This window comes from Rhodococcus aetherivorans (genome assembly GCF_025722975.1).
Taxonomy (GTDB): domain Bacteria; phylum Actinomycetota; class Actinomycetes; order Mycobacteriales; family Mycobacteriaceae; genus Rhodococcus; species Rhodococcus aetherivorans.
Map to the genome: position 1 here is coordinate 166,044 of NZ_CP106982.1, position 24,972 is coordinate 191,015.

19 protein-coding genes are annotated in these 24,972 nt (G+C 67.6%); 14 read left to right on the forward strand and 5 right to left on the reverse strand.

Features of this window, described 5'->3' with window-relative positions; translation table 11 throughout:
• Positions 1-516 (reverse strand): MFS transporter, encoded by a 516-nt coding sequence (locus OCS65_RS00815; RefSeq protein WP_263508454.1) that lies wholly within the window; start codon positions 514-516, stop codon positions 1-3.
• Positions 517-723: 207 nt separating this feature from the next.
• Between OCS65_RS00815 and istA the strand changes: the two genes are divergently transcribed.
• Both istA and istB read left to right on the forward strand, forming a co-directional pair.
• On the forward strand, positions 724-2,262 hold the full coding sequence (gene istA / locus OCS65_RS00820) for an IS21 family transposase (protein WP_006938289.1): 1,539 nt from the start codon (positions 724-726) through the stop codon (positions 2,260-2,262).
• A 57-nt stretch (positions 2,263-2,319) separates the two neighbouring features.
• Complete coding sequence (istB, locus tag OCS65_RS00825) at positions 2,320-3,084, forward strand: IS21-like element helper ATPase IstB (RefSeq protein ID WP_263507379.1); 765 nt, start codon at positions 2,320-2,322, stop codon at positions 3,082-3,084.
• A gap of 21 nt (positions 3,085-3,105) precedes the next feature.
• Here the strand turns inward: istB and OCS65_RS00830 are convergent, their stop codons facing one another.
• The 3 genes from OCS65_RS00830 to OCS65_RS00840 form a co-directional block, all read right to left on the reverse strand.
• The gene (locus OCS65_RS00830; protein ID WP_263508456.1) at positions 3,106-3,915 is read right to left on the reverse strand and encodes an MFS transporter; all 810 of its coding nucleotides are present in this window, start codon (positions 3,913-3,915) and stop codon (positions 3,106-3,108) included.
• Positions 3,916-4,011: 96 nt separating this feature from the next.
• Positions 4,012-4,758, reverse strand: a complete 747-nt coding sequence (locus tag OCS65_RS00835; protein WP_251549985.1) for a GntR family transcriptional regulator — start codon at positions 4,756-4,758, stop codon at positions 4,012-4,014.
• Between the two features lie 9 nt (positions 4,759-4,767).
• A complete protein-coding gene (locus tag OCS65_RS00840) occupies positions 4,768-6,054 on the reverse strand; it encodes an MFS transporter (protein ID WP_263508458.1) in 1,287 nt (428 codons plus the stop codon).
• A gap of 546 nt (positions 6,055-6,600) precedes the next feature.
• Here OCS65_RS00840 and OCS65_RS00845 point away from each other — a divergent pair.
• The 5 genes from OCS65_RS00845 to OCS65_RS00865 all read left to right on the forward strand — a co-directional run bounded on the left by OCS65_RS00845 (position 6,601) and on the right by OCS65_RS00865 (position 13,046).
• Positions 6,601-7,971 (forward strand): MmgE/PrpD family protein, encoded by a 1,371-nt coding sequence (locus OCS65_RS00845; protein WP_081637024.1) that lies wholly within the window; start codon positions 6,601-6,603, stop codon positions 7,969-7,971.
• Positions 7,972-8,089: 118 nt separating this feature from the next.
• Positions 8,090-9,604, forward strand: a complete 1,515-nt coding sequence (locus OCS65_RS00850) for an aldehyde dehydrogenase (RefSeq protein ID WP_006942120.1) — start codon at positions 8,090-8,092, stop codon at positions 9,602-9,604.
• A gap of 20 nt (positions 9,605-9,624) precedes the next feature.
• Positions 9,625-10,776, forward strand: coding sequence for a zinc-binding dehydrogenase (locus tag OCS65_RS00855; protein ID WP_006942121.1), 1,152 nt, complete (start codon positions 9,625-9,627; stop codon positions 10,774-10,776).
• Position 10,777: 1 nt separating this feature from the next.
• On the forward strand, positions 10,778-11,944 hold the full coding sequence (locus OCS65_RS00860) for a CaiB/BaiF CoA transferase family protein (protein ID WP_006942122.1): 1,167 nt from the start codon (positions 10,778-10,780) through the stop codon (positions 11,942-11,944).
• Positions 11,945-12,287: 343 nt separating this feature from the next.
• Entirely contained in the window at positions 12,288-13,046 is a 759-nt protein-coding gene (locus OCS65_RS00865) for a GntR family transcriptional regulator (protein ID WP_006942123.1), read from the forward strand.
• A gap of 7 nt (positions 13,047-13,053) precedes the next feature.
• Here OCS65_RS00865 and OCS65_RS00870 read toward each other — a convergent pair whose 3' ends face one another.
• The gene (locus tag OCS65_RS00870; RefSeq protein ID WP_185713554.1) at positions 13,054-13,197 is read right to left on the reverse strand and encodes a hypothetical protein; all 144 of its coding nucleotides are present in this window, start codon (positions 13,195-13,197) and stop codon (positions 13,054-13,056) included.
• 459 nt (positions 13,198-13,656) lie between these two features.
• Here OCS65_RS00870 and kdpF point away from each other — a divergent pair, with 459 nt between their 5' ends.
• The 7 genes from kdpF (at position 13,657) to lysX (ending at position 24,936) form a co-directional block, all read left to right on the forward strand.
• Positions 13,657-13,755, forward strand: coding sequence for a K(+)-transporting ATPase subunit F (gene kdpF, locus OCS65_RS00875; RefSeq protein WP_065923246.1), 99 nt, complete (start codon positions 13,657-13,659; stop codon positions 13,753-13,755).
• Between the two features lie 7 nt (positions 13,756-13,762).
• Positions 13,763-15,463 (forward strand): potassium-transporting ATPase subunit KdpA, encoded by a 1,701-nt coding sequence (gene kdpA, locus OCS65_RS00880; protein ID WP_006942128.1) that lies wholly within the window; start codon positions 13,763-13,765, stop codon positions 15,461-15,463.
• A 62-nt stretch (positions 15,464-15,525) separates the two neighbouring features.
• Positions 15,526-17,616, forward strand: coding sequence for a potassium-transporting ATPase subunit KdpB (gene kdpB, locus OCS65_RS00885; RefSeq protein WP_373566458.1), 2,091 nt, complete (start codon positions 15,526-15,528; stop codon positions 17,614-17,616).
• A 5-nt stretch (positions 17,617-17,621) separates the two neighbouring features.
• Positions 17,622-18,281: a potassium-transporting ATPase subunit C gene (locus OCS65_RS00890; protein ID WP_065923247.1), complete on the forward strand. Its 660-nt coding sequence runs from the start codon at positions 17,622-17,624 to the stop codon at positions 18,279-18,281.
• A gap of 7 nt (positions 18,282-18,288) precedes the next feature.
• Positions 18,289-20,835 carry a sensor histidine kinase gene (locus OCS65_RS00895; RefSeq protein WP_050034278.1) on the forward strand — a complete coding sequence of 849 codons (2,547 nt, stop codon included), beginning with the start codon at positions 18,289-18,291 and terminating at the stop codon, positions 20,833-20,835.
• Positions 20,832-21,512, forward strand: coding sequence for a response regulator (locus OCS65_RS00900; protein WP_050034277.1), 681 nt, complete (start codon positions 20,832-20,834; stop codon positions 21,510-21,512). The genes OCS65_RS00895 and OCS65_RS00900 overlap by 4 nt, the downstream gene beginning before the upstream one ends.
• A gap of 124 nt (positions 21,513-21,636) precedes the next feature.
• Positions 21,637-24,936, forward strand: a complete 3,300-nt coding sequence (gene lysX / locus OCS65_RS00905) for a bifunctional lysylphosphatidylglycerol synthetase/lysine--tRNA ligase LysX (RefSeq protein ID WP_168578838.1) — start codon at positions 21,637-21,639, stop codon at positions 24,934-24,936.
• Positions 24,937-24,972 lie beyond the last annotated feature (36 nt).

A 24,972-nucleotide genomic window follows, 5' to 3' on the forward strand; every position in this document is an offset into this window, starting at 1 on the left:
CTACCGCAGGGATGACACAGCGCCCTCGGTGCCGTGTTGAATCGATCGTCGGGCCCCGGCTCCTGCGGAAGAGACGAGGATCAACCCCACCCCGATGGCGAGCCAGATGGCCGCGGCAAGCATGCCGATCCGGAAACCCCAAGGACTGACCACCGAGGCGAGGGCTGGTCCGGCGCTGGCACCGAGAAAGGTGAAGGATCCGTACAGTGCCGTTGCACCGCCCGTTTCCTCCGGACGCACCTGCACCAGAAGTGACTCGACAATGGCTGACGCCGTAGCGGAAATCGCCGCCACGAGCAGCAACACCGCTATCGACAGTCCTATCAGGTAGTCCGACGACACCGATCCGGCGGCCACGGACATCGCCGCCACACCCAACGCCGCCGCGCCCCGGCGGGCCGGTCGCCACCGCCTCAGTACTCGACCCAGAAATGGAATGACGAGAAGTGCTGGCACGGTGATCAAGCGCAGCACCTGCAGGGCCTCGGGATTTCCGGCAACCGACGGCGGGCCCACCAGCGAGATGGTGGTGAAGTGTCAGCGGTCATGTAATTCCCCAGGTTGAGGGGTTCGTCCGTCACGTAATTCCCCACCCGGCCGTCACGTAATTCCCCACCCTGGGGCGTGTCGGCCGGGGTTCCGGCGCTGCTGCAGGTTCGCTCCTGACTGGGCCACCGACAAGGCCCGGGAAGGGGCCTGACGGTGGCAAGGAGAACGTGGACGATGATCGATCTGATGGAGTTGTTCCGGCATTGGCATGCCGGCCGGTCTCAGGTGCAGATCTCGACGGCCCTGGGGATCGACCGCAAGACGATCCGGAAATACCTGGCACCCGCGTTGGCGGCCGGGTTGGCGCCCGGCGAGGGCGGCAAGTTCGACGACGCGCTCTGGCGGGAGCTGATCTCGGGATGGTTTCCCGAGGTCGGCGACCCGGCAGCGCGGGCGGTGACGTGGCCGGCGATCGCCGCGCACCACGACTGGATCGACGCACAGTTGAAGGCGTCGGTGACGGTCGCGACGATCGCGCAACGCCTGCGGGACGACCACGGTACCGCGGTGTCCGAGTCGACGGTACGTCGTTATGTGGCAGCGCAATTCGCCGACCAGATCGCGGAGACGAAGGTGACGGTGCCTCGTGGCCCGGTCCCGCCGGGCGACGAGGCCCAGGTCGACTACGGCAAGCTCGGCATGTGGCGCGATCCCGCCACCGACCGGCGGGTGGCGGTGTGGGCGTTCGCGATGATCCTGACCTGCTCGCGGATGCTGTTCGTCCAGCCGGTGCTGCGGATGGACCAGTCCTCGTGGTGCGCCTCGCACGTCGCGGCGTTCGAGTTCTTCGGCGGTGTCCCGGCCCGGATGGTGTGCGACAACCTCAAAACCGGGGTGGACCGGCCGGACCTGTACGACCCGAAGATCAACCGCGCCTATGCCGAGCTCGCCCTGTTCTACGGGCTGTTGATCGATCCGGCCCGCGCCGGCAAGCCGAAGGACAAACCGCGGATCGAGCGTCCGATGCCCTATATCCGCGACTCGTTCTTCAAGGGCCGCGAGTTCACCGGCCTGGCGCAGATGCAGGACGCCGCCCTGACCTGGTGCACCGACGTCTACGGCCGGCACCAGCACCGCGGTCTCGACGGAGCACAACCGACAGCGGTGTTCGAAGCCGCCGAAAAGCACCGTCTCACAAAGCTGCCACCGCGACCATTCGAACCGGGTCTCTACCAGGTCGGGAAGGTCGCCCCGGACTGCCATGTCAAGGCCGGTAAGGCCCTGTATTCGGTGCCCTGGCGGCTGATCGGCCAGCAGGTGCTGGTCCGCACCAGCGGCGACGTGGTGCAGATCTTCCACGCCGAGCAGGTGGTCGCCACCCACGTGCTGCACCTGTCGGGGCGGTCGACGAACCCTGAGCACTATCCGCCGCACAAGATCGCCTACACGCTGCAGACCGTGTCCTGGTGCCGGGCGCAGGCCGAGCAGATCGGCCCGGCGGCGGTCGCAGTGGTCGCCGAGTTGTCGCAGGTCAACGCGTTGCACCGGCTACGGGCGATCCAGGGCATTGTCCGGCTGCGGGATCGCTACGAGGATCGGCGCCTGGATGCGGCGTGCGCCCGCGCCCTCGAGGTCGGTGACCCCAGCTACCGCACCGTCAAGGGCATCCTCGCCGCCGGCACCGAGCACGACGGACAGCCTGCCCCGGCCGCCGCGCCGACGTCGGCGTTCCTGCGCGGACCCGACGCCTTCGACGCCGAACGCACCGCCTGACCGTGACCCCGCCCCAAACTGTTCCTGCAATCACGTTGAACCAGTGAGGTTTCTGTGATGACCATTCATGATCCCAGCCTGCGGGCTGCGCTCAAGACGTTGAAGTTGACCGGGATGCTCGACACGCTCGACGCCCGGCTCGCCCAAACCCGGGACGGGAAGCTCGGACACCTCGAATTCCTCCAAGTGCTGTGTGAGGACGAGATCGCCCGCCGGGAAACGGCGGCGCTGGCCCGTCGGTTGCGGCGGGCGAGGTTCGAGCAACAGGCCACCTTCGAGGACTTCGATTTCAGCGCGAACCCGAAACTCCCGGCGGCGATGCTGCGGGATCTGGCCGCCCTGCGCTGGCTCGATGCCGGCGAGTCGGTCATCCTCTACGGACCCGTTGGCGTCGGCAAAACCCATGTGGCACAGGCGCTTGGCCATCATGTCGCCCGCCGCGGCGGGGACGTGCGGTTCGTCAAATGCTCCCGCATGCTCGCCGATCTCGCCGGCGGCCATGCAGACCGCACCATCGGCCAGCGGATGCGCGAATACACCCGGCCGCTGGTGTTGATCATCGATGACTTCGCCATGCGTGAGCACACCACCACTCAGTCCGACGACCTCTACGATCTGGTCTCGGACCGGGCGATCGCCGGCAAACCGCTGATTCTGACGAGCAACCGCGCCCCGAAGGACTGGTATCCACTGTTCCCGAACCCGATCGTCGCCGAGTCCCTCCTCGACCGGCTCATCAACACCAGCCATCAAGCCCTGATGGACGGACCGTCCTACCGACCCCGAAAACGACCCGGCAACCGGGCCGCCAACGCAACCTGATCCGCATGTCCGCCGCTCGGGCTACCCTCGACTCAGCACGCCCGAGCATGGGGAATTACGTGAAGGAAACCCCTGGGGAATTGCGTGACGGTCGACAGTGAAGACGCTGACATACCCTCCGAGGAATGTGGCCGAAGCACCGAACAGCGCGACCAACCGCCACCTGCCCAGAATCGTCACCAAGACCCCGAAGAGCCGCGCACCACGGGGGTGGCGGATGGCCCGCGCCCTCGGAACGAACACAACAACGACCACGGCGGCCACCGCGAGCGCACCCGCACCGAGCACAAAGACCGCGCGCCAACCGGCCGCAACAGCGATCACCTGTGCGGCGACGGGAACGACTGCCGCCGCTCCGAGGAAACCGCTGGTCAAACAGCTCAAAGCCAGCAGACGCTGGCGCGGATCGATGTTCTCGGCAATATACGTGAACGCGGCGGGGGCGAAGGCGGCTGCCGCGCAGCCCTGCCCCGCGCGAGCGATCAGTTCGAGAAGCAGCGTGGAAGGAAGGGCTGCCAGCAGCGTGGTGACGGCAGCGGTGCACAGACCCACAGACATCACGGTATGGGAACCGAATCGCGACGCCAGCGGCCCCGCCGCGAGGAACCCGACAGCATAGGCGACGCCGAACACAGTGGAGGTCGCCGTCACCTGTGCAGGGTTGACATCGAAGGAAGCGGCCATCTGCGGTAACAGCGCCAATACCGAGTACATCTGTCCTACCGCGGTGACAGCCGTGGCGGTGAGAATGATAATCACTCGCCGGGGCGGGACATACCGATCCCGGACGACGTCGATCGAACCGATATCGGTGCTCGTCTCTCGACCCACACCGCCTCCTTCGTGCGTTCCTGGTAGGTCAACCGTGTAATCGATTGCCACCCCGACCACTTCGTGGTGGCTCGGAGCGGACCGCGGACGTCCCGATCAGCGGTGCCGGCCCAGGTCCATCCGGTAGCTGTAGCGGCGGGGATTGAAGCGGGAGGCGGTGAACTCGACCGGCCGCCCACCGGCGTCGTGGTACAGCCGCTCGATGAGCAAGACGGCGTCCCCTACCGAGCATCCGATCAGTTCGCTCTCAGTTTCTTCGGCTCGAGTGGCGTGGATGCTCTGGGTCGCCGAGACGATGCCCTCGGGCAGTAACCGCTCCGCCGATTGAATGATCGTGCTGTCGGTCTCCCATGCTGCCCGATCGATCACGTTGTCCGCCAATGAGGAAACCATGTAGTGCCGAGTCAGGGCGAAGGGCGCATCGTTGTAGCAGCGTTGGACGAGGGCACAGCGGACATCTGAGATGTCCGCGCCGAGGTCACGAGCGATCGCAGGCTCGCTCACCCCCCGCCGGAAAGGCTCGAGCAACCGAGTGGTGGTACCGGGCCAGCTCATGATCTCGTCGAGCGATCCGATCGCACGCTGATAGCGAACGGAGTTCGTCTCGTACCCAATCAAATACGTGCCGCTGCCCTGAACACGGTGCACCATGCCCACCTCGACCAGGTGTCCGATTGCTTGCCGGATCGTGTGCCTGCTGACGCCGAAAGTGTGCCGAAGTTGATCCTCGGTAGGCAACTTGTCACCCACGGCGTACTCACCGCGTTCGGCTCGCCGCCGAAGTTGTTCGGCGACGAGCCGGTACGCGGGACGCTTCAGATACGAATGCGTCTCCACAATCATGCCTGCCTGTCAGTCCCTCACCGAGGGTGCTTCGTCACTGAACAGCGACACTCCGCGAGTCTCGGGGAGATACCGCAGCAGGATCAAGAACGACAGCGATGCAACCGCGACCAGATAGAAGGCGGGAGCGACGATGAGCGCGGCCGCCGCCGCGATGGCGGTGGCGATGAACGGGCCGGGCCCGCCGATGAGAGCCTGCGCGACGTTGAAGCCGATCGAGCTACCCGTCACCCGCAGTCGGGCCGGGAAGAGCTCGACCATGAGAACTCCGAGCATGACATTGGCCAGTGCCTCGAACGCCGCCAGGATTGCCAGACCGATCAGTGCGAGGTACCAGGTGCCGGTCGAGAGCAGCGCGAAGCAGGGGACCGCGGTCAGAGCAATGCCGACGGCGCCGAGCAGCATCGTGCGTCGGCGGCCGATGCGGTCGCCGATCATGCCTGCGACGGGGCACATGAGTGAGTAGATGAGCAATCCGAGCACCGCGAGTTCGAGGGCGGTGGTCTTGGCCATGTGGACCTCGACACTGAGGAAGGTGACCACGAAGGTTGCGAGGTAGTAGAAACCGAGGCCGGTCACCGCGGTGCAGACGAACACCAACAGGATTCCGGATCGACTGTGCTTGCCGGCGTTGCGCAGCGGGGCATGCTCGACCTCGTGAGCGCGCTGGAGCTCCTGGAACACGGGAGTGTCCTCGAGCCGGAGCCGGACGTAGAGACCCAGGACGGCCAGTGGGCCGGCGACGAGGAAGGGGACACGCCACCCCCAGCTCGTCATCTGGTCGTCGGACAGCAGGGCCGTCAACAGCAAGGTCACCGCACCCCCGGCCATGACCCCGATGCCGGCGCCGGCGGAGACCACACTGCTCCACAGCCCGCGCCGGCGGGCCGGTGCATATTCGACGAGGAAGGCAGCCGCGCCCGCGTATTCGCCACCCGCAGAGAAACCTTGGGCACACCGAAGGAGCACCAGAAGAGCGGGAGCAGCGACGCCGATTGTGGCGTACGTCGGCAGGACGCCGATGCCGATCGTGCAGATGCCCATGACGACGATCGCGAACGAGAGCGCCGCGCGGCGACCGGCACGATCGCCGAAAGCCCCGATCAGCAGCCCGCCGAGCGGACGAAAGAGGAACGCGACGCCGAAAACGGCGAGGGAGGCCAACAGCGACGTCGTGGCGTTGCCGGACGGAAAGAACAGCTGTCCGATGGTCGCGGCCAGAAACCCGTACACCGCGAAGTCGAACCACTCGAGGAAGTGGCCGATGCCCGCGGCGACGGCGACGCGTCGAGACACCCGGGGTGCCAGCGTCCCCGATGAGGTCAGCGCATCAGTCGTCGGCGCCTCTCCCGGAGTGGTGGGGGGTGACGGCAATACGGGGGGTGGGTTCGTCATCGAGGTCTCCTCGGGAAGCGTCGTGGACTTCTTTCGCCACGACGTGAATTTGGTCCTGCGCGAATCTGATGGTGTTTCTGGCGCGCCCATGATCCTCCGCCCTGGCGGCCCACAGTGAGATGAGCCACAGTTGTACGGATGATTGGAAGGTAGTCATGGTCGACGCTTGCGTCAACCCCTGGAGTGGGCGGGTTCGCCGCTACGTGGAACTTGGACAACGGAAACGTCTTGAACAGGCAATTACCGTCAAATAACGGGACCGTCGTGGTCGGATCCTGGAGGTGGGCGGGTTCGATTCGCGTCGTGATTGACAGACGCATCGTTGCGCAATAGTGTCTCAAGTCATACGGACAAATTGTGAAACGGTGGTGGTCGGATCCGCTTCCGCGGGCAGCTCCGGCAGGAACTGCAACTGACGTGTCCACGAATCACGGAAGGGATGTGCGCATGGCTGGCAGCACGATCGCCGAACGACTCGGCGCCTTCGCCGCAGATCTGGAGGTCGATGCGCTTCCGCTACCAGTCGTCGAGCGGGCGAAGGGGTGCCTCATCCACGCTTTGGCGGTGGGGATGGCCGGCTCGGCCGCTGGCTTCGGGCGACGGGCCGAGCAGGTTACCCCCGGAGTGAGCTCGCCACCGAACCGCCGGGGATACGCCCGCTCGCTGGTGACCGGCCAGTGGCATCCGGCCTCGACGGCGGCCTTCATCAACGGAGTGCATCTACATGCCCGGGCGCAGGAGGACACACATGGCACGTTCCATCCAGGCGTAAGCGTCGTACCCGCCGCTCTGGCGGCAGCAGAGGCCAGCGCTGTCGACGGTCGGACTCTGCTTGCAGCGGTCGTCGCGGGTTACGAGGTGGGCATCGCGCTGTCGAAGCCACTCACGGACCTGACCACCCCGCCCTTTCGCGCCACGGCGGTGTTCGGACCGGTAGCTGCCGCTGCCGCCGTCGCACGAATCCGCGGCCTGAGCGGCGAACGCACGACCTCCGCGCTGGCGATCGCCGCATCGATCTCCGGTGGCACGTCCGAATCGTTCGGTGCCGGAACTGACGAATGGCATTTCCAGTCGGGAATTGCGGCGACGAGTGGACTGATGGCAGCGCAACTTGCCGAAGCCGGAGTTGCGGGCTCGCGGGCCGCTTTCGAAGCCGAAGCGGGATTCCTCGACTGCTTCTCGCGATCGCGTGAGGCAGCGGAAATGATCGCCCGCGACCTCGGGCGGTCCTGGAACATGCTCGAAGTAACCTTCAAGCCCTACCCGGTGTGTGCGTTCAATCAGGCGCCGGCCATGCTCGCGGTGCGGCTGCGCGAGTCCGGTCTCCACGCCGACGAGGTCGCATCGATCCGGCTGCAGATGAACGAACGCGAGGCAACCTATCCGGGCATGCCCTCGCGCGGGCCCTTCACCAGTACCTCACAGACACTGATGAGCGCCAGATTCGCCTTCGCAACCGGGCTCGTCCACGGCGACATCACCTACGGCCTGTTGCAACACTTCACCGATCCGCAGGTGCTCGACCTCATCGGCAAGATCGACCTCGTCGCCGAGTCGGCACGCCCGGCGAAAACCGCACACGCCACTGTGGGCTTGGTCGACGGGACCGCGGTCCAAGACGCCATCGAGGACTCCGATGCGATGCTGTCGTGGGACACCGACGGCGTCGTACGCAATGCCGAACGCCTCGCAGACGAAATTCCGCTGTCCACAAAGGAACTGGAAACCTTGATCGACAGCGTGGCCACGTTGCCCGACGCGCCGTCCATCGACCCGTTGATCCGTGCGACTTTGGCGGGCATCTCCGTCAGAACGTGAGGACAGCTCTTTTCCAGTCGTCCCCCTCGACATGCGGGGTACATCGAAACCCGAAACCGACGCTCCCAATTCAACAGTGCCGGGCACTCGATCCGGCCGAGAAACGAGAAAGAGCACTATGACCGAGAACGTCGCCATCGCCGAACGGCGAAACAGCGAACTCCAACACCGAAAGATGTACATCGACGGCGAATGGGTCGACGCCATCTCCGGTGAGATTTTCGAGACCGTCAACCCCTACAACGGGCGGGCCTGGGCCACTGCCCCACTCGCCGGACCGGAAGATGTCAAGAATGCTGTCGCGGCCGCGCGACGCGCGCTGTCCGGGCCGTGGGGATCGATGTCCGCGGCGCAGCGAGGCGCCCTGATCCGTAGACTGGCGGCGCTGATCGAGCCCCACGCAGACGAGCTCGCGCGTATCGAGACCACCGACAACGGCAAGGTCATCCGCGAGACGCGCGGCCAGATGGCCGGATTGCCGGCGACCTACGAGTTCTTCGCCGGCGCTGCCGACAAGATCTTCGGTGACACCATCTCCGCGCCCCAGACGAACTTCTTCACCTACACTCGCCGCGAGCCAGTCGGCGTGGTCGCCGCGATCCTTCCCTGGAACAGCCCTCTGTTCCTGCTGGCGAGCAAGCTCGCGCCCGCCTTGGCCGCCGGCTGCACATTTGTCGCCAAGCCCGCAGAGCAGACGCCGACGTCGACCCTCGAATTCGCCAAGCTCGTCGATGAAGCCGGTTTCCCGCCCGGAGTGTTCAACGTCGTCACCGGCGCGGGGAACACAGGAGCCGCACTGACCGCCGAACCCGGCGTGGACAAAGTCACCTTCACCGGCTCCACTGCCACCGGAATCGCGGTCATGAAGAGCGCCGCCGACCACATCGCAGAGGTCACCCTCGAACTCGGCGGCAAGTCCCCCAACATCATCTTCCCCGACGCCGACATCGATGCGGCCGTCAACGGGGTGATGGCAGGAATCTTCGCCGCCACCGGCCAGACCTGCATCGCCGGAAGCCGTTTGCTGGTCCACGAATCGATCCGCGATACCGTCGTCGAGCGACTCGCACGACGCGCACCCCAGATCAAGATGGGGGATCCGCTCGACATCGAAACCGAGATGGGCCCCATCGCCTTCGCCGAGCAACTCGAGAAGGTCCGCTACTACGTCGACCTCGGAGTCGACGAAGGAGCCACAGTGGTGTGCGGCGGAGAGCGTCCGCAGGACACCGAACTGGCCGACGGGTACTTCTTCCAGCCCACCATCCTCAGCGGCGTCGACAATTCGATGCGCGTGGCACGGGAAGAAATCTTCGGACCCGTGCTGTCGGTCATCACCTTCACCTCGGAAGAAGAGGCGGTCCAACTCGGCAACGACACGACCTACGGACTCGCCGCGGCGGTGTGGACGAAGGACGTCCAACGCGCGCACCGCGTGGCGCACCGGCTCAATGCCGGCACGATTTGGATCAACTCCTACCGTGTGCTCGCCAACAACGTCCCGTACGGCGGCTTCGGGCAGAGCGGAATCGGCCGCGAAAACGGCATCGAAGGCCTCGACGCGTATCTGCAGACCAAATCCATCTGGGTCGAACTCACCGGTGAAAGCCGTGACCCGTTCAAGCTCGGCTGAACCAACAGGAGCAGAAACTGATGACCACCACATTCGACATCCCCAAGACCAGCCAGGCGGCGGTGCTCACCAAGCACAGTGAGCCGCTCGAGATCCGCGAAATTCCGGTACCCCAGACCCTGGAACCGGGCGCACTCCTGGTCCGTATCGAAGCAGCGACGGTGTGCGGCTCGGACCTGCACCTATGGGACGGCTCCCTCGGCGGCAGCCAGGCGCTGGACCTACCCGTCATTCCCGGACACGAAATGGTCGGGCGGGTGATCGCATTCGGTGACGGCGCCGAGCGAGACACCTTCGGGACACCGCTCGAAATCGGCGATCGCATCTGCTTCACCCACGCTTCATGCAACCAATGTGACCACTGCCGGTTCGACAACCAGCCCACCCTGTGCACCAACCGGCAGTACTACATGTTCACCAACTGCGAGCGTCCCCCGTACCTGGTCGGCGGCTTCGCCGAGTACGCCTATGTCTTCCCCAATTCGGGACGAGTGCGCGTGCCGGACGAGGTGGAAACCTCTTGGGCATCGGCGGCCAGCTGCGCACTGCGCACAGTTGTGCACTCTTTCGAACGCATCGGCAAGATGAATCCCTGGGAAACCGTCGTTATCCAGGGAGCGGGCCCGCTCGGCCTGTTCGCTACCGCCCTCGCCGATCATCTCGGCGCCGGACGAATCATCACCGTCGGCGCTCCCGATACCCGCCTTGCCATTGCCAAGCAGTACGGGGCAACCGACCTCGTCTCTGTCGCCGAACATCCCGAACCCGAAGACCGGGTCGCCGCGGTCCGCGAATTGCTCGGCGGGCACGGCGCCGAAGTCGTCTTCGAGTTCTCCGGCGCACGCACCGCGTTCCCAGAAGGTCTGGGAATGATCAAGGAAGGCGGCCGCTACATGGTCACCGGCCAGATCGACGGTCCAGGCAAGGAAGTCCCGGTCCGGCCCGGCTTCATCACCCGACAGCAGCTGACCATCATGGGAACCTGGTCCGGGCACATCGCCGAATATCGCAAGGCTCTCGACTTCATGAAGAACACACATGGTAAGTACGACTTCGGCGCACTGGTCCCGAACCGGTACCGGCTCGACCAGGCGACCGAGGCACTGACGCGGATGCGGGCACAGGAGGACATCAAGCCGATGCTCGTCCCGCACGCAACCGAAGGAATCTGACGTGAGGCCCCTCGACGGCATTCGGGTGCTCGAGATGGGCCAGTACATCGCCGCCCCCTACTGTGCGATGATGCTGGCCGACCTGGGCGCGGAGGTCATCAAGATCGAGAAGCCCGACGGCGGCGATCCGCGCAGAATCTACGATCCGCTCGAGCAGACCGAGACCGGATCTATGAGCGGCGGGTTCCTGAGCTACAACCGCAACAAGAAGTCCGTCACGCTGGACTTGAGCACAGAAGGCGACCGAGCCCGATACCGGACCCTTGCGGCGACCGCGGACGTAGTCGTGGAAAACCTCCGTCCCGGTGCCGTCGACCGTATGGGAGTCGGATACGAAGCGCTCAAGGAGGCCAATCCACGCCTGATCTACTGCGCCATCAGCGGCTACGGACGGTTGCGGACGCATCGAGGTGAATTTGCCGAACGGCCGGCCTTCGACACCGCCATCCAGGCAGTCGGCGGATTGATGTCGGTGACCGGAGAACCCGGGGGCCCGCCGCTGCCGACGGTGACCGGTTTCGCGGACGTCTTCACCGCGGTCCACGCCACCGTCAGCGTGCTCGCCGCTCTACAGGGACGTCAGAATACCGGTGTGGGCGCGTTCGTCGATCAGAGCATGTACGACTCCGTGGCGTCCCTGCTCGAACGCGAACTGATGCTGTGGGATTTCACGGGCGAGCATCGAGTGCGCGGGGTGGATCGCTACTCTCCACTCGGTGCCCTCGAGGCCGAGGATGGTTATGTTGCACTGATTCTGCCCACCCACGAAATGTGGCGGCGGCTGTGTGTGGCAATCGAGCGGACCGACCTGCTCGACCATCCACTGTTGGACACCGTCGTTCACCGGGCCGAGAACTTTGCATCGGTGATCCGCCCCGAAGTCGAACGGTGGACACGGTCGCGCACCCGCCGCGAGATCGTCGAACGTTTCGCCGCCCATGGGCTTCCCGCCGGGGAAACCCAGACCGTGGACGAGCTCTACCGGTGCCCTCACCTTGACGCGCGTCGCATGTTCCTCGAGATCGACGATCCGTATGCCGGTCGCCGAAGGATGATCCGGACACCGTTCCTGACCGACACCTACGAGGAGCCACGCACCGACTCGGCGCCCCAGCTCGGCGCCCACAACGACGAACTGCTTGCTGAGGTGGAACCGACCACGGCCTGAGGCGCCCGCCGACATAGATGGCGGGGACACCAGCACCACCGCGACAGGGCCCACATCCGTATCGGGTCCGTCGTGCTGCGGTGACAGACGTCCATCGGTCGCCCAACTCCGGCGCCGGAAGGACCGAGTGTGGAGGTGTGATCGCAGACGGTCACACCTCCACACTCGATTCATCAGTATCAATTTGCGAGGTAGCAGAAGTAGTATGCAATCTGACGCCACGAATATGCTGTTGTTGCAGTCAATTCCCGTTACCGAGTCTCCCACGTTGAAGATTCATCCGTACGAGCGCTAGTGTGGTGGATGACACCCTGCCGATCGCATCAAGGAGAAGGAGGAGCCCGTGGTGACGAAGAAGGCCGCTCCCGCGGAGCGTGGTGTCCCAGCGTACCGAGAGTTGGCCGAGAAGTTGCGGGCCGACATCGAGGCAGGTGTCTACTCGGTGGGACGGAAAATGCCCACCGAAAGCGTGTTGCAGTCGGTCCACAACGTCAGCCGCCACACGGTGCGTGAGGCGCTCCAGATACTGCTCTCGGACGGGTTGATCTACCGCGTCCAAGGCAGCGGAACCTATGTGAGCGGGCGTCAACAGGACACCCGGGGCCGCTATGTCCGCTCGATCGGCTCCCTCGACGAAATTATCGTCTGGCCCGATACGAACACCGAGGTGATCGAACCATTCACCGTCGTCGTCGAGCCCTCCATCGCGGCCCGATTGGAATTGCCGTACATCGAGGTCAGCAAGGCCACCGTTCGACGTTCCTATGAGGGACTCCCCTTCGTCCTGACACGTCACTACGTCGAACCCGAACTCGGTGCGAAACTGGCCGCGGACGGGGTCCCGTCGGTCGGCGAAGGAACCGTGATCGGGGCGGCCGAAAAACTCCTCACCAAGCCGATCATGGGCGCGCGCCAGGAGATCACCGCCATGAACGCCCCCGAGCACGAGGCTGAGCTGATCGGATGTCAAGCTGGAGACGCCATACTGCTGATCGAGCGTCTTTATTACGACGCGGACGGCAAGTTCGTCGAGTTCACATCCTCTCATTTCAATCCACGTCGGTACTCGTACCGCATGGAACTGAGGCGGCGAGGAGCCTGAACAGGTCCTATTCCTTCTCGGCCTCGAAGTAGAAGGTAGTCACGTCGTAGAGCAGCAGGTTCAGATCACCGGCTGCAACAACATGTTCGAAGCAGCACTCCGCGATTCGGTCGCGGTAGCCGCGGTCGGTGCAGCGGTGCGGTGTCCGCACGAACGTGTTGATCTGCTGGGCGGGCGCACCTGCACACCGATCGGCGCCGGCTGCTCGGGCACCTGCGCACCCGCTACTCGTACGACCGTGAGCAGCTCCCCCCGCTCGACGAGGTGGCCGACGTGCGTGCGCGCCTGGTCGACGTGGCGCTGCGGTGATGCCGGCGGCCCCGAGCCGTTCCGGCGTCGGGGCCCGCGGGCGCTGCGCCGCAGGGACGCCGGACCCGGGGTGTAAAGAATTCGTCAGGACATCGGCCGCGGGCGTCAAGATTCCGTATGGATCGCGGTCCACGGACGGGCGCGGTGCGACAGTGTGGTGCGGGGCGCCGATCGGCGCCTGATTCGTGTCTACGACAAGGGAAGACGACATGGCCGACACCGCGTACGTGGTGCTAATCCTGGCAGGGTTCCTGGTATGCGCTCTGGTCCTGCGCGCGCTGCATGTGCGAGGTGAGAGCCGATGACCTGGGCAGGGGTGGCGAGCGTCGCGCTCGTCGTGCTCACGACGGCACTGGTGGTGTACCTGCTGATCGCGCTGCTCGATCCGGAGAGGTTCTGACGATCCGATGACTCCAGCTGTTGCCGCGGGACTGCAGATCGGCCTGGTCGTTGCAGTCCTGGCGTTGGCCTACGTTCCACTCGGCGACTACATGGCGAGGGTGTACACGACCGACACCGACCTGAGGTGGAAGGACCTGCGGATCGAGTCCCTGATGTACCGGCTGTGCCGGATCGATCCGCGCGCAGAACAGACCTGGTACGGATACGCCGCGAGTGTGCTCGGTTTCTCGCTCGCGAGCGTGCTCTTGCTGTACACGGTGCAGCGACTGCAGGGTGTCCTGCCGCTCGGCCGGGACCTGGGTGGAGTGAGTCCGGCGGTGGCATTCAACACCGCGGTCTCGTTCGTCACCAACACCAACTGGCAGTCCTACGTGCCCGAGACGACGATGAGCCCACTCACCCAGTCCGCCGGCCTCGCGGTGCAGAACTTCGTCTCGGCGGCGGTCGGCATGGCGGTCGCGATCGCCCTGATCCGCGGCCTGGTGCGCGTCGGGCGCGGCGGCGAGATCGGCAACTTCTGGGTGGACCTGGTGCGCGGGACCCTGCGGATTCTCTTGCCGCTGGCGTTCGTGATCGCGTTGATTCTGTTGTCCCAGGGCGTGATCCAGTCGTACCGCAGCGGCTTCTCCGCCACCGGACTGGACGGCAACGCGGTCACCACCGCGCTGGCGCCGGTCGCCTCACAGGAGGCGATCAAGGAACTGGGCACCAACGGCGGCGGCATCCTCGCCGCGAACTCGGCCCACCCGTTCGAGAACCCCACCCCCGTCACCAATATCGTCGAGATCCTCGCGATCCTGCTGATCCCGGTGACGCTGACGCGCACGTTCGGCACGATGATCGGCAACCGACGGCAGGGCCTGACCGTCCTCGGCGTGATGGCGTTGCTCTACGGCACCGTCCTGGCGGTGGCGCTGGCCGCCGAATCCGGCACGCGGGGCGTGGCGGCGAACGCCGCCGGCGCGATGATGGAGGGCAAGGAAGTCCGGTTCGGGATCCCCGGTTCGGTGCTGTTCGCGGTGTCGACCACCGGCACGAGCACCGGTGCGGTGAACTCGGCGCACGACAGCATGTCCCCGCTCGGCGGTGGGGCCGTCCTGCTGAACATCCTGCTCGGCGAGATCGCGCCGGGCGGAGTCGGCACCGGCCTGTACAGCATGCTGGTGCTCGCGGTGATCGCCGTGTTCGTCGGGGGCCTGCTCGTGGGGCGCACGCCCGAGTTCCTCGGCAAGAAGCTGCGCAGGCGCGAGATCACCCTTGCCGCGCTGGCGGTGCTGGTGATGCCGGCGCTGGTGCTGACCGGCACCGCGATCACCGTGATCCTGTCCACCACCACCGGGTACCTCGGCAACTCTGGGGATCCGGGCACTCCGGGCGCGATCCACGGGTTCACCGAGGTGCTCTACGCCTATGCCTCGGCGTCGAACAACAACGGCAGCGCGTTCGGAGGGCTGACCGTGACCAGCGACTGGTTCCAGTCCTCGCTGGGCATGTGCATGCTGCTCGGGCGGTTCCTGCCGATCGTGTTCGTCCTGGCCCTGGCCGGATCGCTGGCCGCGCAGCGTCGCACCCCGGCCGGTGCGGGCACGCTGCCCACCACCGGTGCGGCCTTCGCCGGGCTGCTCACCGGAACGGCCGTCCTCGTTGCGGCTCTCACCTTCTTCCCGGCCCTCGCTCTGGGCCCCGTCGCGGAAGCACTGCATTGACGCCGGCGCCGCGACCACGGCTCGTCCTCCCGCCCCGCGGCGGAGATCACGGAGATACTTCGGTGACCATCGACCTTCATTCCCACCGGGAGACCATCACCTCCCACCCGCATCGTGTCGGCGGGGGCGTGTTCAGCCCCCGTCAGCTGGCAGAGGCCCTGCCGGGAGCGATCCGCAAGCTCGATCCCCGGCATGTGGCGCGGAATCCGGTGATGTTCGTCGTGCTGGTCGGATCGGCGGTCGCCACCGTCGCGGCGATGGTCGAACCCACGCTGTTCGCGTGGTCGATCGCGGCGTGGCTGTGGTTCACCGTGCTGTTCGCCAACCTCGCCGAGTCGGTCGCCGAGGGGCGCGGCAAGGCGCAGGCGGCGAGCCTGCGAAAGGTCAAGCAGGACACGACAGCCCGTCGCCTCACCGGTCCGGCCGCCGAGGAATCCGTATCGGCCACCGAGCTGCGCATGGGCGATCTCGTCGTGGTGGAGACCGGTCAGACGATCCCCGGTGACGGCGACGTGATCGAGGGCATCGCCACGGTCGACGAGTCGGCGATCACCGGAGAATCGGCGCCGGTGATCCGCGAGTCGGGTGGCGACCGATGCGCCGTCACCGGCGGCACCACCGTGCTCTCCGACCGCATCGTCGTGCGGATCACCGCACCACCCGGGCAGACCTTCGTGGACCGGATGATCGCTCTCGTCGAGGGGGCCGCCCGGCAGAAGACCCCCAACGAGATCGCCCTGAACATCCTTCTCGCGGCGTTGACGATCGTGTTCCTGCTCGCGGTCGTCGCGATCGGTCCGATGAGTGCGTACGCCGGCGCCGAGCAGGGACCGGTCGAGCTGATCGCGCTGCTGGTGTGCCTGATTCCCACCACGATCGGTGCCCTGCTCTCCGCGATCGGCATCGCCGGGATGGACCGGCTGGTGCAGCGTAACGTGCTGGCCATGTCCGGTCGTGCCGTCGAGGCGGCCGGGGACATCGACACCCTGCTGTTGGACAAGACCGGCACCATCACCTACGGCAACCGGCGCGCCACCGCACTGCACCCCGCTCCCGGCGTCACGGATCTCGAAATGGCTTCTGCGGCAAGGCTGTCGAGCCTGTCCGACGAAACCCCCGAGGGGCGCAGCATCGTCGAGTTGTGCGCCGAGCGGTTCCACCTCGATCCGAGCCCGTCGGGCGCCGAGCGCTCCGCCGAGTTCGTCGCATTCACCGCGCACACCCGGATGAGCGGCCTCGACACCGCCGGAGACGCCGGCATCCCGGTCCGCATCCGGAAGGGCGCCGCCGACGCGGTGACCCGCTGGGTGGCCGAGCAGGGCGGACGGATCCCCGAGGCGGTGAGCACCGTCGTCGACGACATCGCCCGCGGCGGCGGAACACCGCTCGTGGTGGCCCGATCCGACGATCGCGGCGCATCGGTGGTCGGCGTCGTCGAGCTGTCCGATGTCGTCAAGCCCGGCATGGCACAGCGATTCGCCCAGCTGCGGGCGATGGGCATCCGCACGGTGATGATCACCGGGGACAACCCCCTCACCGCGAAGGCGATCGCAGCCGAGGCGGGGGTCGACGACTTCCTGGCCGAGGCGACCCCCGAGGACAAGCTGGCGCTGATCCGCTCGGAACAGCAGGGCGGACGGCTGGTCGCGATGACAGGTGACGGTACCAACGACGCGCCCGCCCTCGCCCAGGCCGACGTGGGGGTGGCGATGAACACCGGCACCTCCGCGGCCAAGGAGGCGGGGAACATGGTCGACCTCGACTCCGATCCGACGAAGCTGATCGAGGTGGTCGAGATCGGCAAGCAGCTGCTCATCACGCGCGGGGCACTGACCACCTTCTCGCTGGCGAACGATCTCGCGAAGTACTTCGCGATCCTGCCCGCGTTGTTCAGCGGGATCTACCCACAACTGGCGGGGCTGAACATCATGGGACTGGCCACCCCGCAGAGCGCGATCCTGTCGGCGGTGATCTTCAATGCCCTCGTGATCGTGGCGCTGATACCGCTGGCCCTGAAGGGTGTGCGGTACCGGCCGGCGAACGCGTCGTCGCTGCTGGGGCGGAATCTGCTCGTCTACGGCCTCGGCGGGGTGATCACCCCGTTCGTCGGGATCTGGCTGATCGACCTCGTGGTGCGTCTGGGAATCGGGTGACACTGATGGGATTCGGTAACTTCTTCGCAGGGTTGATGCGGCAGGCGCGAGCCGGCCTGCTGATGCTGGTCGCACTGACCGTGATCGTCGGAGTGGCCTATCCGGCGGCGGTGTGGGCGGTGGGACGGCTCGGTTCGGCGAGCGCCGAGGGCTCGCCACTGACCGACACGAACGGTTGCGTCGTCGGCAGCCGGCTGATCGGCGTCGACCCGCAGGTCGCGCCCGGCGAGCCCGATCCGTTCTTCCACACTCGGGTCGTCGGCTCGGTCGCCGACGCAGACGCCTTTGCGCCGGGCGACCCGGCCGCCGCGCTGCCGTCCAACCAGGGCCCGAGCAGCGAGGTGCTGGCCGCCTTCGTCGACGAACGGCGTGCCGTGATCGCCACGCGCGAGCAGGTGCCGCCGCAGGAGATTCCGGTCGATGCGGTCACCGGGTCCGGCTCCGGCGTCGATCCCCACATCTCCCCGGCCTACGCCGCGGTGCAGGTGCCGCGGGTGGCGCGGGTCACCGGCATCCCCGAGCAGCGGGTCCGGGAGCTGGTCGCCGCGCACACCGAGGGCCGGCAACTCGGGTTCCTCGGCGCCGAACGAGTGAACGTGCCCGAGCTGAACGTGGCGCTGGGACTGACCGCACCCGACTGCGACGGGGTCCCCTCGGGTGGATGATGGCGTCGTGACCGGTACTGCACGCACCGCCGCCCCCGAGGCGTCGCGCCGGGGGCGGCTGCGGATCTACCTCGGTGCCGCCCCCGGCGCGGGCAAGACGTTCGCCATGCTGGGCGAGGCCCATCGGCGGATCGCCCGGGGCGGTGACGTGGTGGTGGCGATCGTGAACACGCACGGTCGTGCCCGCACCGCCGAACAACTGGCCGGCCTGGAGACCGTCCCGCCCCGACGGATCGGCTACCGGGACGCGGTGTTCGAGGAACTGGACCTCGATGCCGTGCTGGCCCGCCGGCCGGCCGTCGCCCTGGTCGACGAGCTCGCCCACACCAACGTTCCCGGCAGCCGCCACGCGAAACGGTGGCAGGACGTCGAGGAACTGCTCGACGCGGGAATCGACGTGCTGTCGACGGTGAACATTCAGCATCTCGAGTCCCTCAACGACGTGGTCGAACAGATCACCGGCGTGGTGCAGCGCGAGACCGTCCCCGACGACGTCGTGCGCCGCGCCGACCAGGTGGAGCTGGTGGACATCACCCCGCAGGCCCTGCAGCGGCGCCTGGCGCACGGGAACGTGTATGCGCCCGAGAAGGTCGATGCCGCGCTGCGCAACTACTTTCGGGAGGGCAACCTGACCGCCCTGCGCGAGATCGCCCTGCTCTGGCTCGCCGACCAGGTCGACCTCGCGCTCGCCAAGTACCGCGGCGAACACGCCATCACCGACACCTGGGAGGCCCGCGAGCGGGTCGTCGTCGCCGTCACCGGTGGGCCCGAATCGGAGACGTTGGTGCGCCGGGCCAGCCGCATCGCCGCCAAGGCGAGTGCGGAACTGATGGTCGTGCACGTCGTCCGCGGCGACGGGCTCACCGGCGTCTCGGCGCCGCAGATGGGGAAGGTCCGGACTCTGGCGGCGAGCCTGGGGGCAAGCCTGCACAGCGTCGTCGGCGACGACGTGCCCACCACGCTGCTCGACTTCGCGCGGGAGGTGAACGCCACCCAGCTGGTGCTCGGCACGTCCCGGCGCCCGCGGTGGGCACGCATCCTCGACGAGGGCATCGGGGCGGCGGTCGTCCGCGACTCCGGCAAGATCGACGTGCACATGGTGACCCACGAGCACACCGCCCGTGGGCCGAGGATGGCGTTGCTGGGCCGCCACGAGCGGCGACTGCAGTCCTGGATCGCGGCGTTCGTCATCCCCGTCGTCGCCACCGGCGTGATGGCGCTGATCGACCACTTCACGGGCTTCGAGGGCCAGCACACGCTGTATTTCGTCGTCGTGCTCGCCGTCGCGCTGTTCGGCGGAATCGGTCCGGCCATCGTCGCGGCCCTGCTGTCGGCCCTGCTGTTGAACTTCTTCTTCACCGAGCCGCGCTACAGCTTCACCATCGCCGAGCCGGCCAATTTCGTCACCACCGTGGTGCTGCTCGTCGTCGCCGTGGCGGTCGCCGCACTGGTCGATGCCGCCGCGGCCCGGGCCCGCGAGGCCCGGCTCGCGTCCCAGGAGGCCGAACTGCTCGCGCTGTTCGCCGGCGCGGTCCTGCGGGGTGCGGACCTGCCCCGGCTGCTCGAGAAGGTCCGGGAAACCTACGCCCAGCACGGCGTCAGCCTCGTCCGCACCGACCGGGAGCCGGCACAGGTCCTGGGGACGGCCGGGTCGGCGCCACCGACGTCGATGCAGGCCGCCGACACCGTCTGCGAGGTCGACGACAGCGCGTACGCCCTCCTGCTCGGTGGTCCGCAGCTGCGCGCCCGCGACCGCCGGATCCTCACCGCGGTGGCCGGACAGGCCGCCGGACTGGTCCGGCAGCAGGAACTCGCCGCCGAGGCCGCCCAGGCGTCGGCCCTGGCCGAGACCGACCGCCTGCGGCGGCTGTTGCTGTCGGCGGTGAGCCACGACCTGCGCACCCCGCTCGCTGCCGTCAAGGCCGCGGTGTCGAGCCTGCGCAGCACCGATGTCGAGTTCTCCCCCGAGGACACCGCGGAGCTGCTCGCGACCATCGAGGAATCCACCGACCAGCTCACCGGCCTGGTGTCGAATCTACTCGACTCCTCCCGGCTCGCGGCCGGGGTGATCACGCCCGTCCTGCAGCCGGTCTACCTCGACGAGGTGGTGCACCGGGCCATGGTCACGCTTTCGAGCGGCGGTTCGGACACCGCCCGCAACGTTCGCGAACGCATCGAGGTCGACGTCGACGACACCGTGGTCGCTGCGGACAGCGGGCTGCTCGAACGGGTCCTGGCCAATCTTCTCGACAATGCCCTGCGCTACGCACCCACCGGTCCGATCCGCGTCGGCGCCGGCACCTCCGGTGACCGCACCACCGTCACCATCGCGGACTGCGGTCCCGGACTCGCACCCGGCGACACCGGCAACGTCTTCGCCGCCTTTCCCCGCGCCGGGGACCACCGCAGCAGCCGCGGGGCGGGGCTCGGGTTGACCGTCGCCCGCGGATTCGCCGAAGCGATGGGCGGGACCGTCACCGCCACCGAGACACCCGGTGGCGGGACCACCATGGTGGTCGAGCTCGCCGCCGCGCCGGCCAGGGTGCCGCGATGACCCGCATCCTCGTCGTCGACGACGAACCACAGATCCTGCGTGCGTTGCGCATCAACCTCGCCGCACGCGGGTACGAGGTGATCACCGCCGGCGACGGACACTCCGCCCTCCGTGCCGCCGCCCAGCAGCATCCCGATGTGATCGTCCTCGACCTGGGCCTGCCCGACCTCGACGGGATCGAAGTGCTCGCCGGGCTGCGCGGCTGGTGCACGGCCCCCGTCATCGTCCTCTCGGCACGCACCGACGCCCTCGACAAGGTGGCCGCCCTCGATACCGGAGCCGACGACTACGTCACGAAGCCGTTCGGGATGGAGGAGTTCCTCGCCCGCATCCGCGCCGCGGTCCGCCGGGCCGGCACCACCTCGGACACGACCGAACCGACGATCGACGCCGACGACTTCACCGTCGACCTCGTCGCGAAGAAGGTCACCCGCGACGGTGCACCGGTGCACCTGACCCCCACCGAGTGGGGGATGCTCGAGATGCTGGTGCGCAACCGCGGCAAGCTCGTCGGCCAACGGGAACTGCTCGAAGAGGTGTGGGGGCCGTCCTACACGACCCAGACCCATTACCTGCGGGTGTATCTCACGCAGCTGCGCCGCAAACTCGAACCCGATCCTGCGCACCCTCGCCACCTGCTCACCGAACCGGGAATGGGATACCGCTTCGAACCGTGAAGCCACTCGCGCGGGACGAAGCGGGGCGGTCCGAGCAGCGCCGCCGGACGTCCGGCACGACGGATTCGTAACCAAATCCCGGTTCCGAGCAGCACGACGTCCCGGGCGGCGCTACCGTCGACGCATGTCAGCGGACGTTGCTGCGGCACCTGCGGCGCACCCCCACCTGCCTGCCCGGCCCCGCGGCCGCCTGAACTCGGTCCCCCACGTGGTGGGCCTGACCCTCGGGATCTTCGCCGTCGCGGTGGCGCTGTGGTCGATCTCCCCCACCCTGCGCTACTTCGTCCATACGCCACGGGAATACGTGGACACGTACCTGTTCGACGCGCCCGACACCAGCCTGTCGTACGCGCTGGTGCTCGGCCTGCTCGCGGCGGCACTGGCGAGCCGCAAGCGGATCGCGTGGTGGATCCTCACGGTGTACCTGGCCGGATTCGCGATCTACAACGGATTCGTGGCGGTGTCGGACCGCAGCATCGACGCGGCGATCGGTCTGGTGCTGCAGGTCGCGGCGGTCGGGCTCCTGCTCGCGGCGTATCCGGAGTTCTACACGCGGGTTCGTCGCGGGGCGGTGTGGAAATCGCTGGGCGTCCTCGTCGCCGGGCTCGCCGTCGGCACCCTGATCGGGTGGGGGCTCGTGGAACTGTTCCCCGGCACCCTGCCGTCCGACGAGCGGTTGCTGTGGGCGGTCAACCGGGTGACCGCCCTGTCCCTGCTCGACAACGACCAGTTCAGCGGGCGCCCACACGGATTCGTCAACACCCTGCTCGGCCTGCTGGGGGCGCTGGCGCTGATCGCGGCGGTGATCGTGCTGTTCCGGTCGCAACGGGCGACCAACGCACTGACCGGGAGCGACGAATCCGCGATCCGGGGCCTGCTCGAGCGTGGCGGCGACGATTCGCTGGGCTACTTCGCGACCCGCCGCGACAAGGCGGTCGTCTTCGCGCCCAGCGGTAAGGCCGCGGTGACCTACCGCGTGGAGGTCGGGGTGTGCCTCGCCAGCGGTGACCCCGTCGGCAATCCGGAGGCGTGGCCGCACGCGATCGACGAGTGGCTCGCGCTCGCTCGGGGTTACGGCTGGGCGCCGGCCGTGATGGGTGCGAGCGAGGCCGGCGCCACCGCCTACCGCCGGGCCGGTCTGTCGGTACTGCAACTCGGCGACGAGGCCATCCTCCACACCGCCGGATTCTCGCTCTCCGGCCGGGAGATGCGGCCCGTGCGCCAGGCCGTCTCGCGTGCCCACAAGCAGGGGGTGACGGTGCGCATCCGCCGGCATCGGGACGTCCCCGAGGCGGAGATGACACTGGCGATGCGGTGCGCGGACGAATGGCGGGACACCGAGACCGAGCGCGGATTCTCGATGGCCCTCGGGCGTCTCGGCGACCCGCTCGACGGGAACTGCCTGCTCGTGGAGGCGATGTCCCACGACGAGGTGGTGGCGATCCTGTCGCTGGTGCCGTGGGGGGCCGACGGCGTGTCGCTCGATCTGATGCGCCGGAACCCGCAGGCGCCCAACGGTGTCGTGGAGATGATGGTGTCGGAGCTCGCCGCCCACGGCGGCGAGTTCGGGATCACGCGGATCTCGTTGAACTTCGCGGTGTTCCGCTCGGTGTTCGAGGAGGGCGCACGGATCGGCGCCGGTCCGGTGCTGCGGCTGTGGCGTTCGGTGCTCGTGTTCTTCTCCCGCTGGTGGCAGCTCGAGGCGCTGTACCGGTCGAACGTGAAGTACCAGCCCGAGTGGGCGCCGCGGTTCCTGTGCTTCGCGGACAACAGGGTGCTGCCCCGGGTCGGGATCGCGTCGGCGATCGCCGAAGGCTTCCTCACGCTGCCCAGCTTCGGCCGGGAACGAAGCGCCCGCCGCCACACCGGGACGCAGACGTCCGCTCCCCCGGCGCTCGTCGAGTCCGGAACCCTGCACGACGACGGTGCCGCCCCCGACGTCGAGCCGGCGCCGGAGTCGCGCACCGGTCCCCGGCGGCCGGAGCAGGTGCGGGTGCGGATGACGAAGCTCGAGCGGCTCGTGGAGTCGGGCGTGGACCCGTACCCGGTGGCGAACCCCCCGTCGCACACCGCCGCGACGGCCGTCGCCGCACCCGAGGGCACCGCGGTGCGGATCGCCGGCCGCATCCTGCGGCTCCGGGACTTCGGCGGCGTGCTGTTCGCGGTGCTGCGGGACTGGTCGGGTGACGTGCAGATCCTCGTCGACCGCGGCCGCGTCGGCGGCCGCCGCTTCGTGTTCGACCTCGGCGACCTCGTCGAGGTGAGCGGGGTGACGGGCCGCAGCCGCAGCGGCGAGCTCTCGGTGCTTGCGGAGGACTGGAGGCTGGACGGCAAGTGCCTGCACCCGCTGCCCGACAAGTGGCGGGGCCTGACCGATCCCGAGGCGCGGGTACGCCAACGGTACGTGGACCTCGCGATCAACCGCACCGCGCGCCGGTTGCTCACGGCTCGCAGCGCGGTGGTGCGGTCGCTGCGCGAGCAGCTGCAGGCCCGCGGCTACCTCGAGGTGGAGACACCGATCCTGCAGCCCGTGCACGGTGGCGCCAACGCCGCACCGTTCACCACCCACATCAACGCCTACGACCTGGACCTGTACCTGCGGATCGCACCCGAGCTGTACCTCAAGCGCCTGTGCGTGGCGGGTATGGAACGGGTCTTCGAGATCGGCCGGGTGTTCCGCAACGAGGGCGCGGATTTCAAGCACAACCCGGAGTTCACGATCCTCGAGGCCTACGAGGCACACGCGAACTACGAGGTCATGCGGGTGCTGGCGCGCGAGTTGATCCAGGCCGCGGCCGTCGCGGCCCACGGACGCGAGGTGATCGTCCGGCCCGGCCCCGACGGGCGGCCCGTCGAGATCGACATCTCCGGCGAGTGGCCGGTGAAGACGTTCCACGGGGCGGTCTCGGAGGCACTCGGCACCGAGATCGACGCGCAGACCCCCGTCGAGGAGTTGCGCCGGCTGTGCGACGAGCACGAGATCCCGTACAACCCCGAGTGGGACGCCGGCGCGACGGCGCAGGAGATGTACGAGCATCTCGTCGAATCCCGCACCGAGTTCCCCACCTTCTACACCGACTTCCCCACCTCGGTCTCCCCGCTCACGCGCCCGCACCCGACGAAATCGCTCGTCGCCGCCAAATGGGACCTCGTCGCGTGGGGCATCGAGCTGGGGACGGCCTACAGCGAGCTGACCGACCCGATCGATCAGCGTGCCCGGCTCACCGAGCAGTCGCTGCTCGCCGCGGGCGGCGACGAGGAGGCCATGGAGCTCGACGAGGACTTCCTGCAGGCACTCGAGCACGCCATGCCGCCCACGGGCGGCCTCGGCATGGGCGTGGACCGGATCGTCATGCTGGTCACCGGCGGCAGCATCCGCGAGTCCCTCGCATTCCCCCTCGCCAAGCCGCGCGCTCGACGCTGAGGCCCCGGTTTCACGTGAAACACCGGGTCGACCGAG

Coding starts and splice junctions, on each gene's coding strand:
- OCS65_RS00835 (WP_251549985.1), bottom strand. CDS start 4,758: ATGATTGTGGAGACGCATTCGTATCTGAAGCGTCCCGCGTACCGGCTC.
- OCS65_RS00855 (WP_006942121.1), top strand. CDS start 9,625: ATGACCACCACATTCGACATCCCCAAGACCAGCCAGGCGGCGGTGCTC.
- istB (WP_263507379.1), top strand. CDS start 2,320: ATGACCATTCATGATCCCAGCCTGCGGGCTGCGCTCAAGACGTTGAAG.
- kdpF (WP_065923246.1), top strand. CDS start 13,657: ATGACCTGGGCAGGGGTGGCGAGCGTCGCGCTCGTCGTGCTCACGACG.
- kdpA (WP_006942128.1), top strand. CDS start 13,763: ATGACTCCAGCTGTTGCCGCGGGACTGCAGATCGGCCTGGTCGTTGCA.
- OCS65_RS00845 (WP_081637024.1), top strand. CDS start 6,601: ATGGCTGGCAGCACGATCGCCGAACGACTCGGCGCCTTCGCCGCAGAT.
- OCS65_RS00900 (WP_050034277.1), top strand. CDS start 20,832: ATGACCCGCATCCTCGTCGTCGACGACGAACCACAGATCCTGCGTGCG.
- OCS65_RS00850 (WP_006942120.1), top strand. CDS start 8,090: ATGACCGAGAACGTCGCCATCGCCGAACGGCGAAACAGCGAACTCCAA.
- istA (WP_006938289.1), top strand. CDS start 724: ATGATCGATCTGATGGAGTTGTTCCGGCATTGGCATGCCGGCCGGTCT.
- OCS65_RS00890 (WP_065923247.1), top strand. CDS start 17,622: ATGGGATTCGGTAACTTCTTCGCAGGGTTGATGCGGCAGGCGCGAGCC.
- lysX (WP_168578838.1), top strand. CDS start 21,637: ATGTCAGCGGACGTTGCTGCGGCACCTGCGGCGCACCCCCACCTGCCT.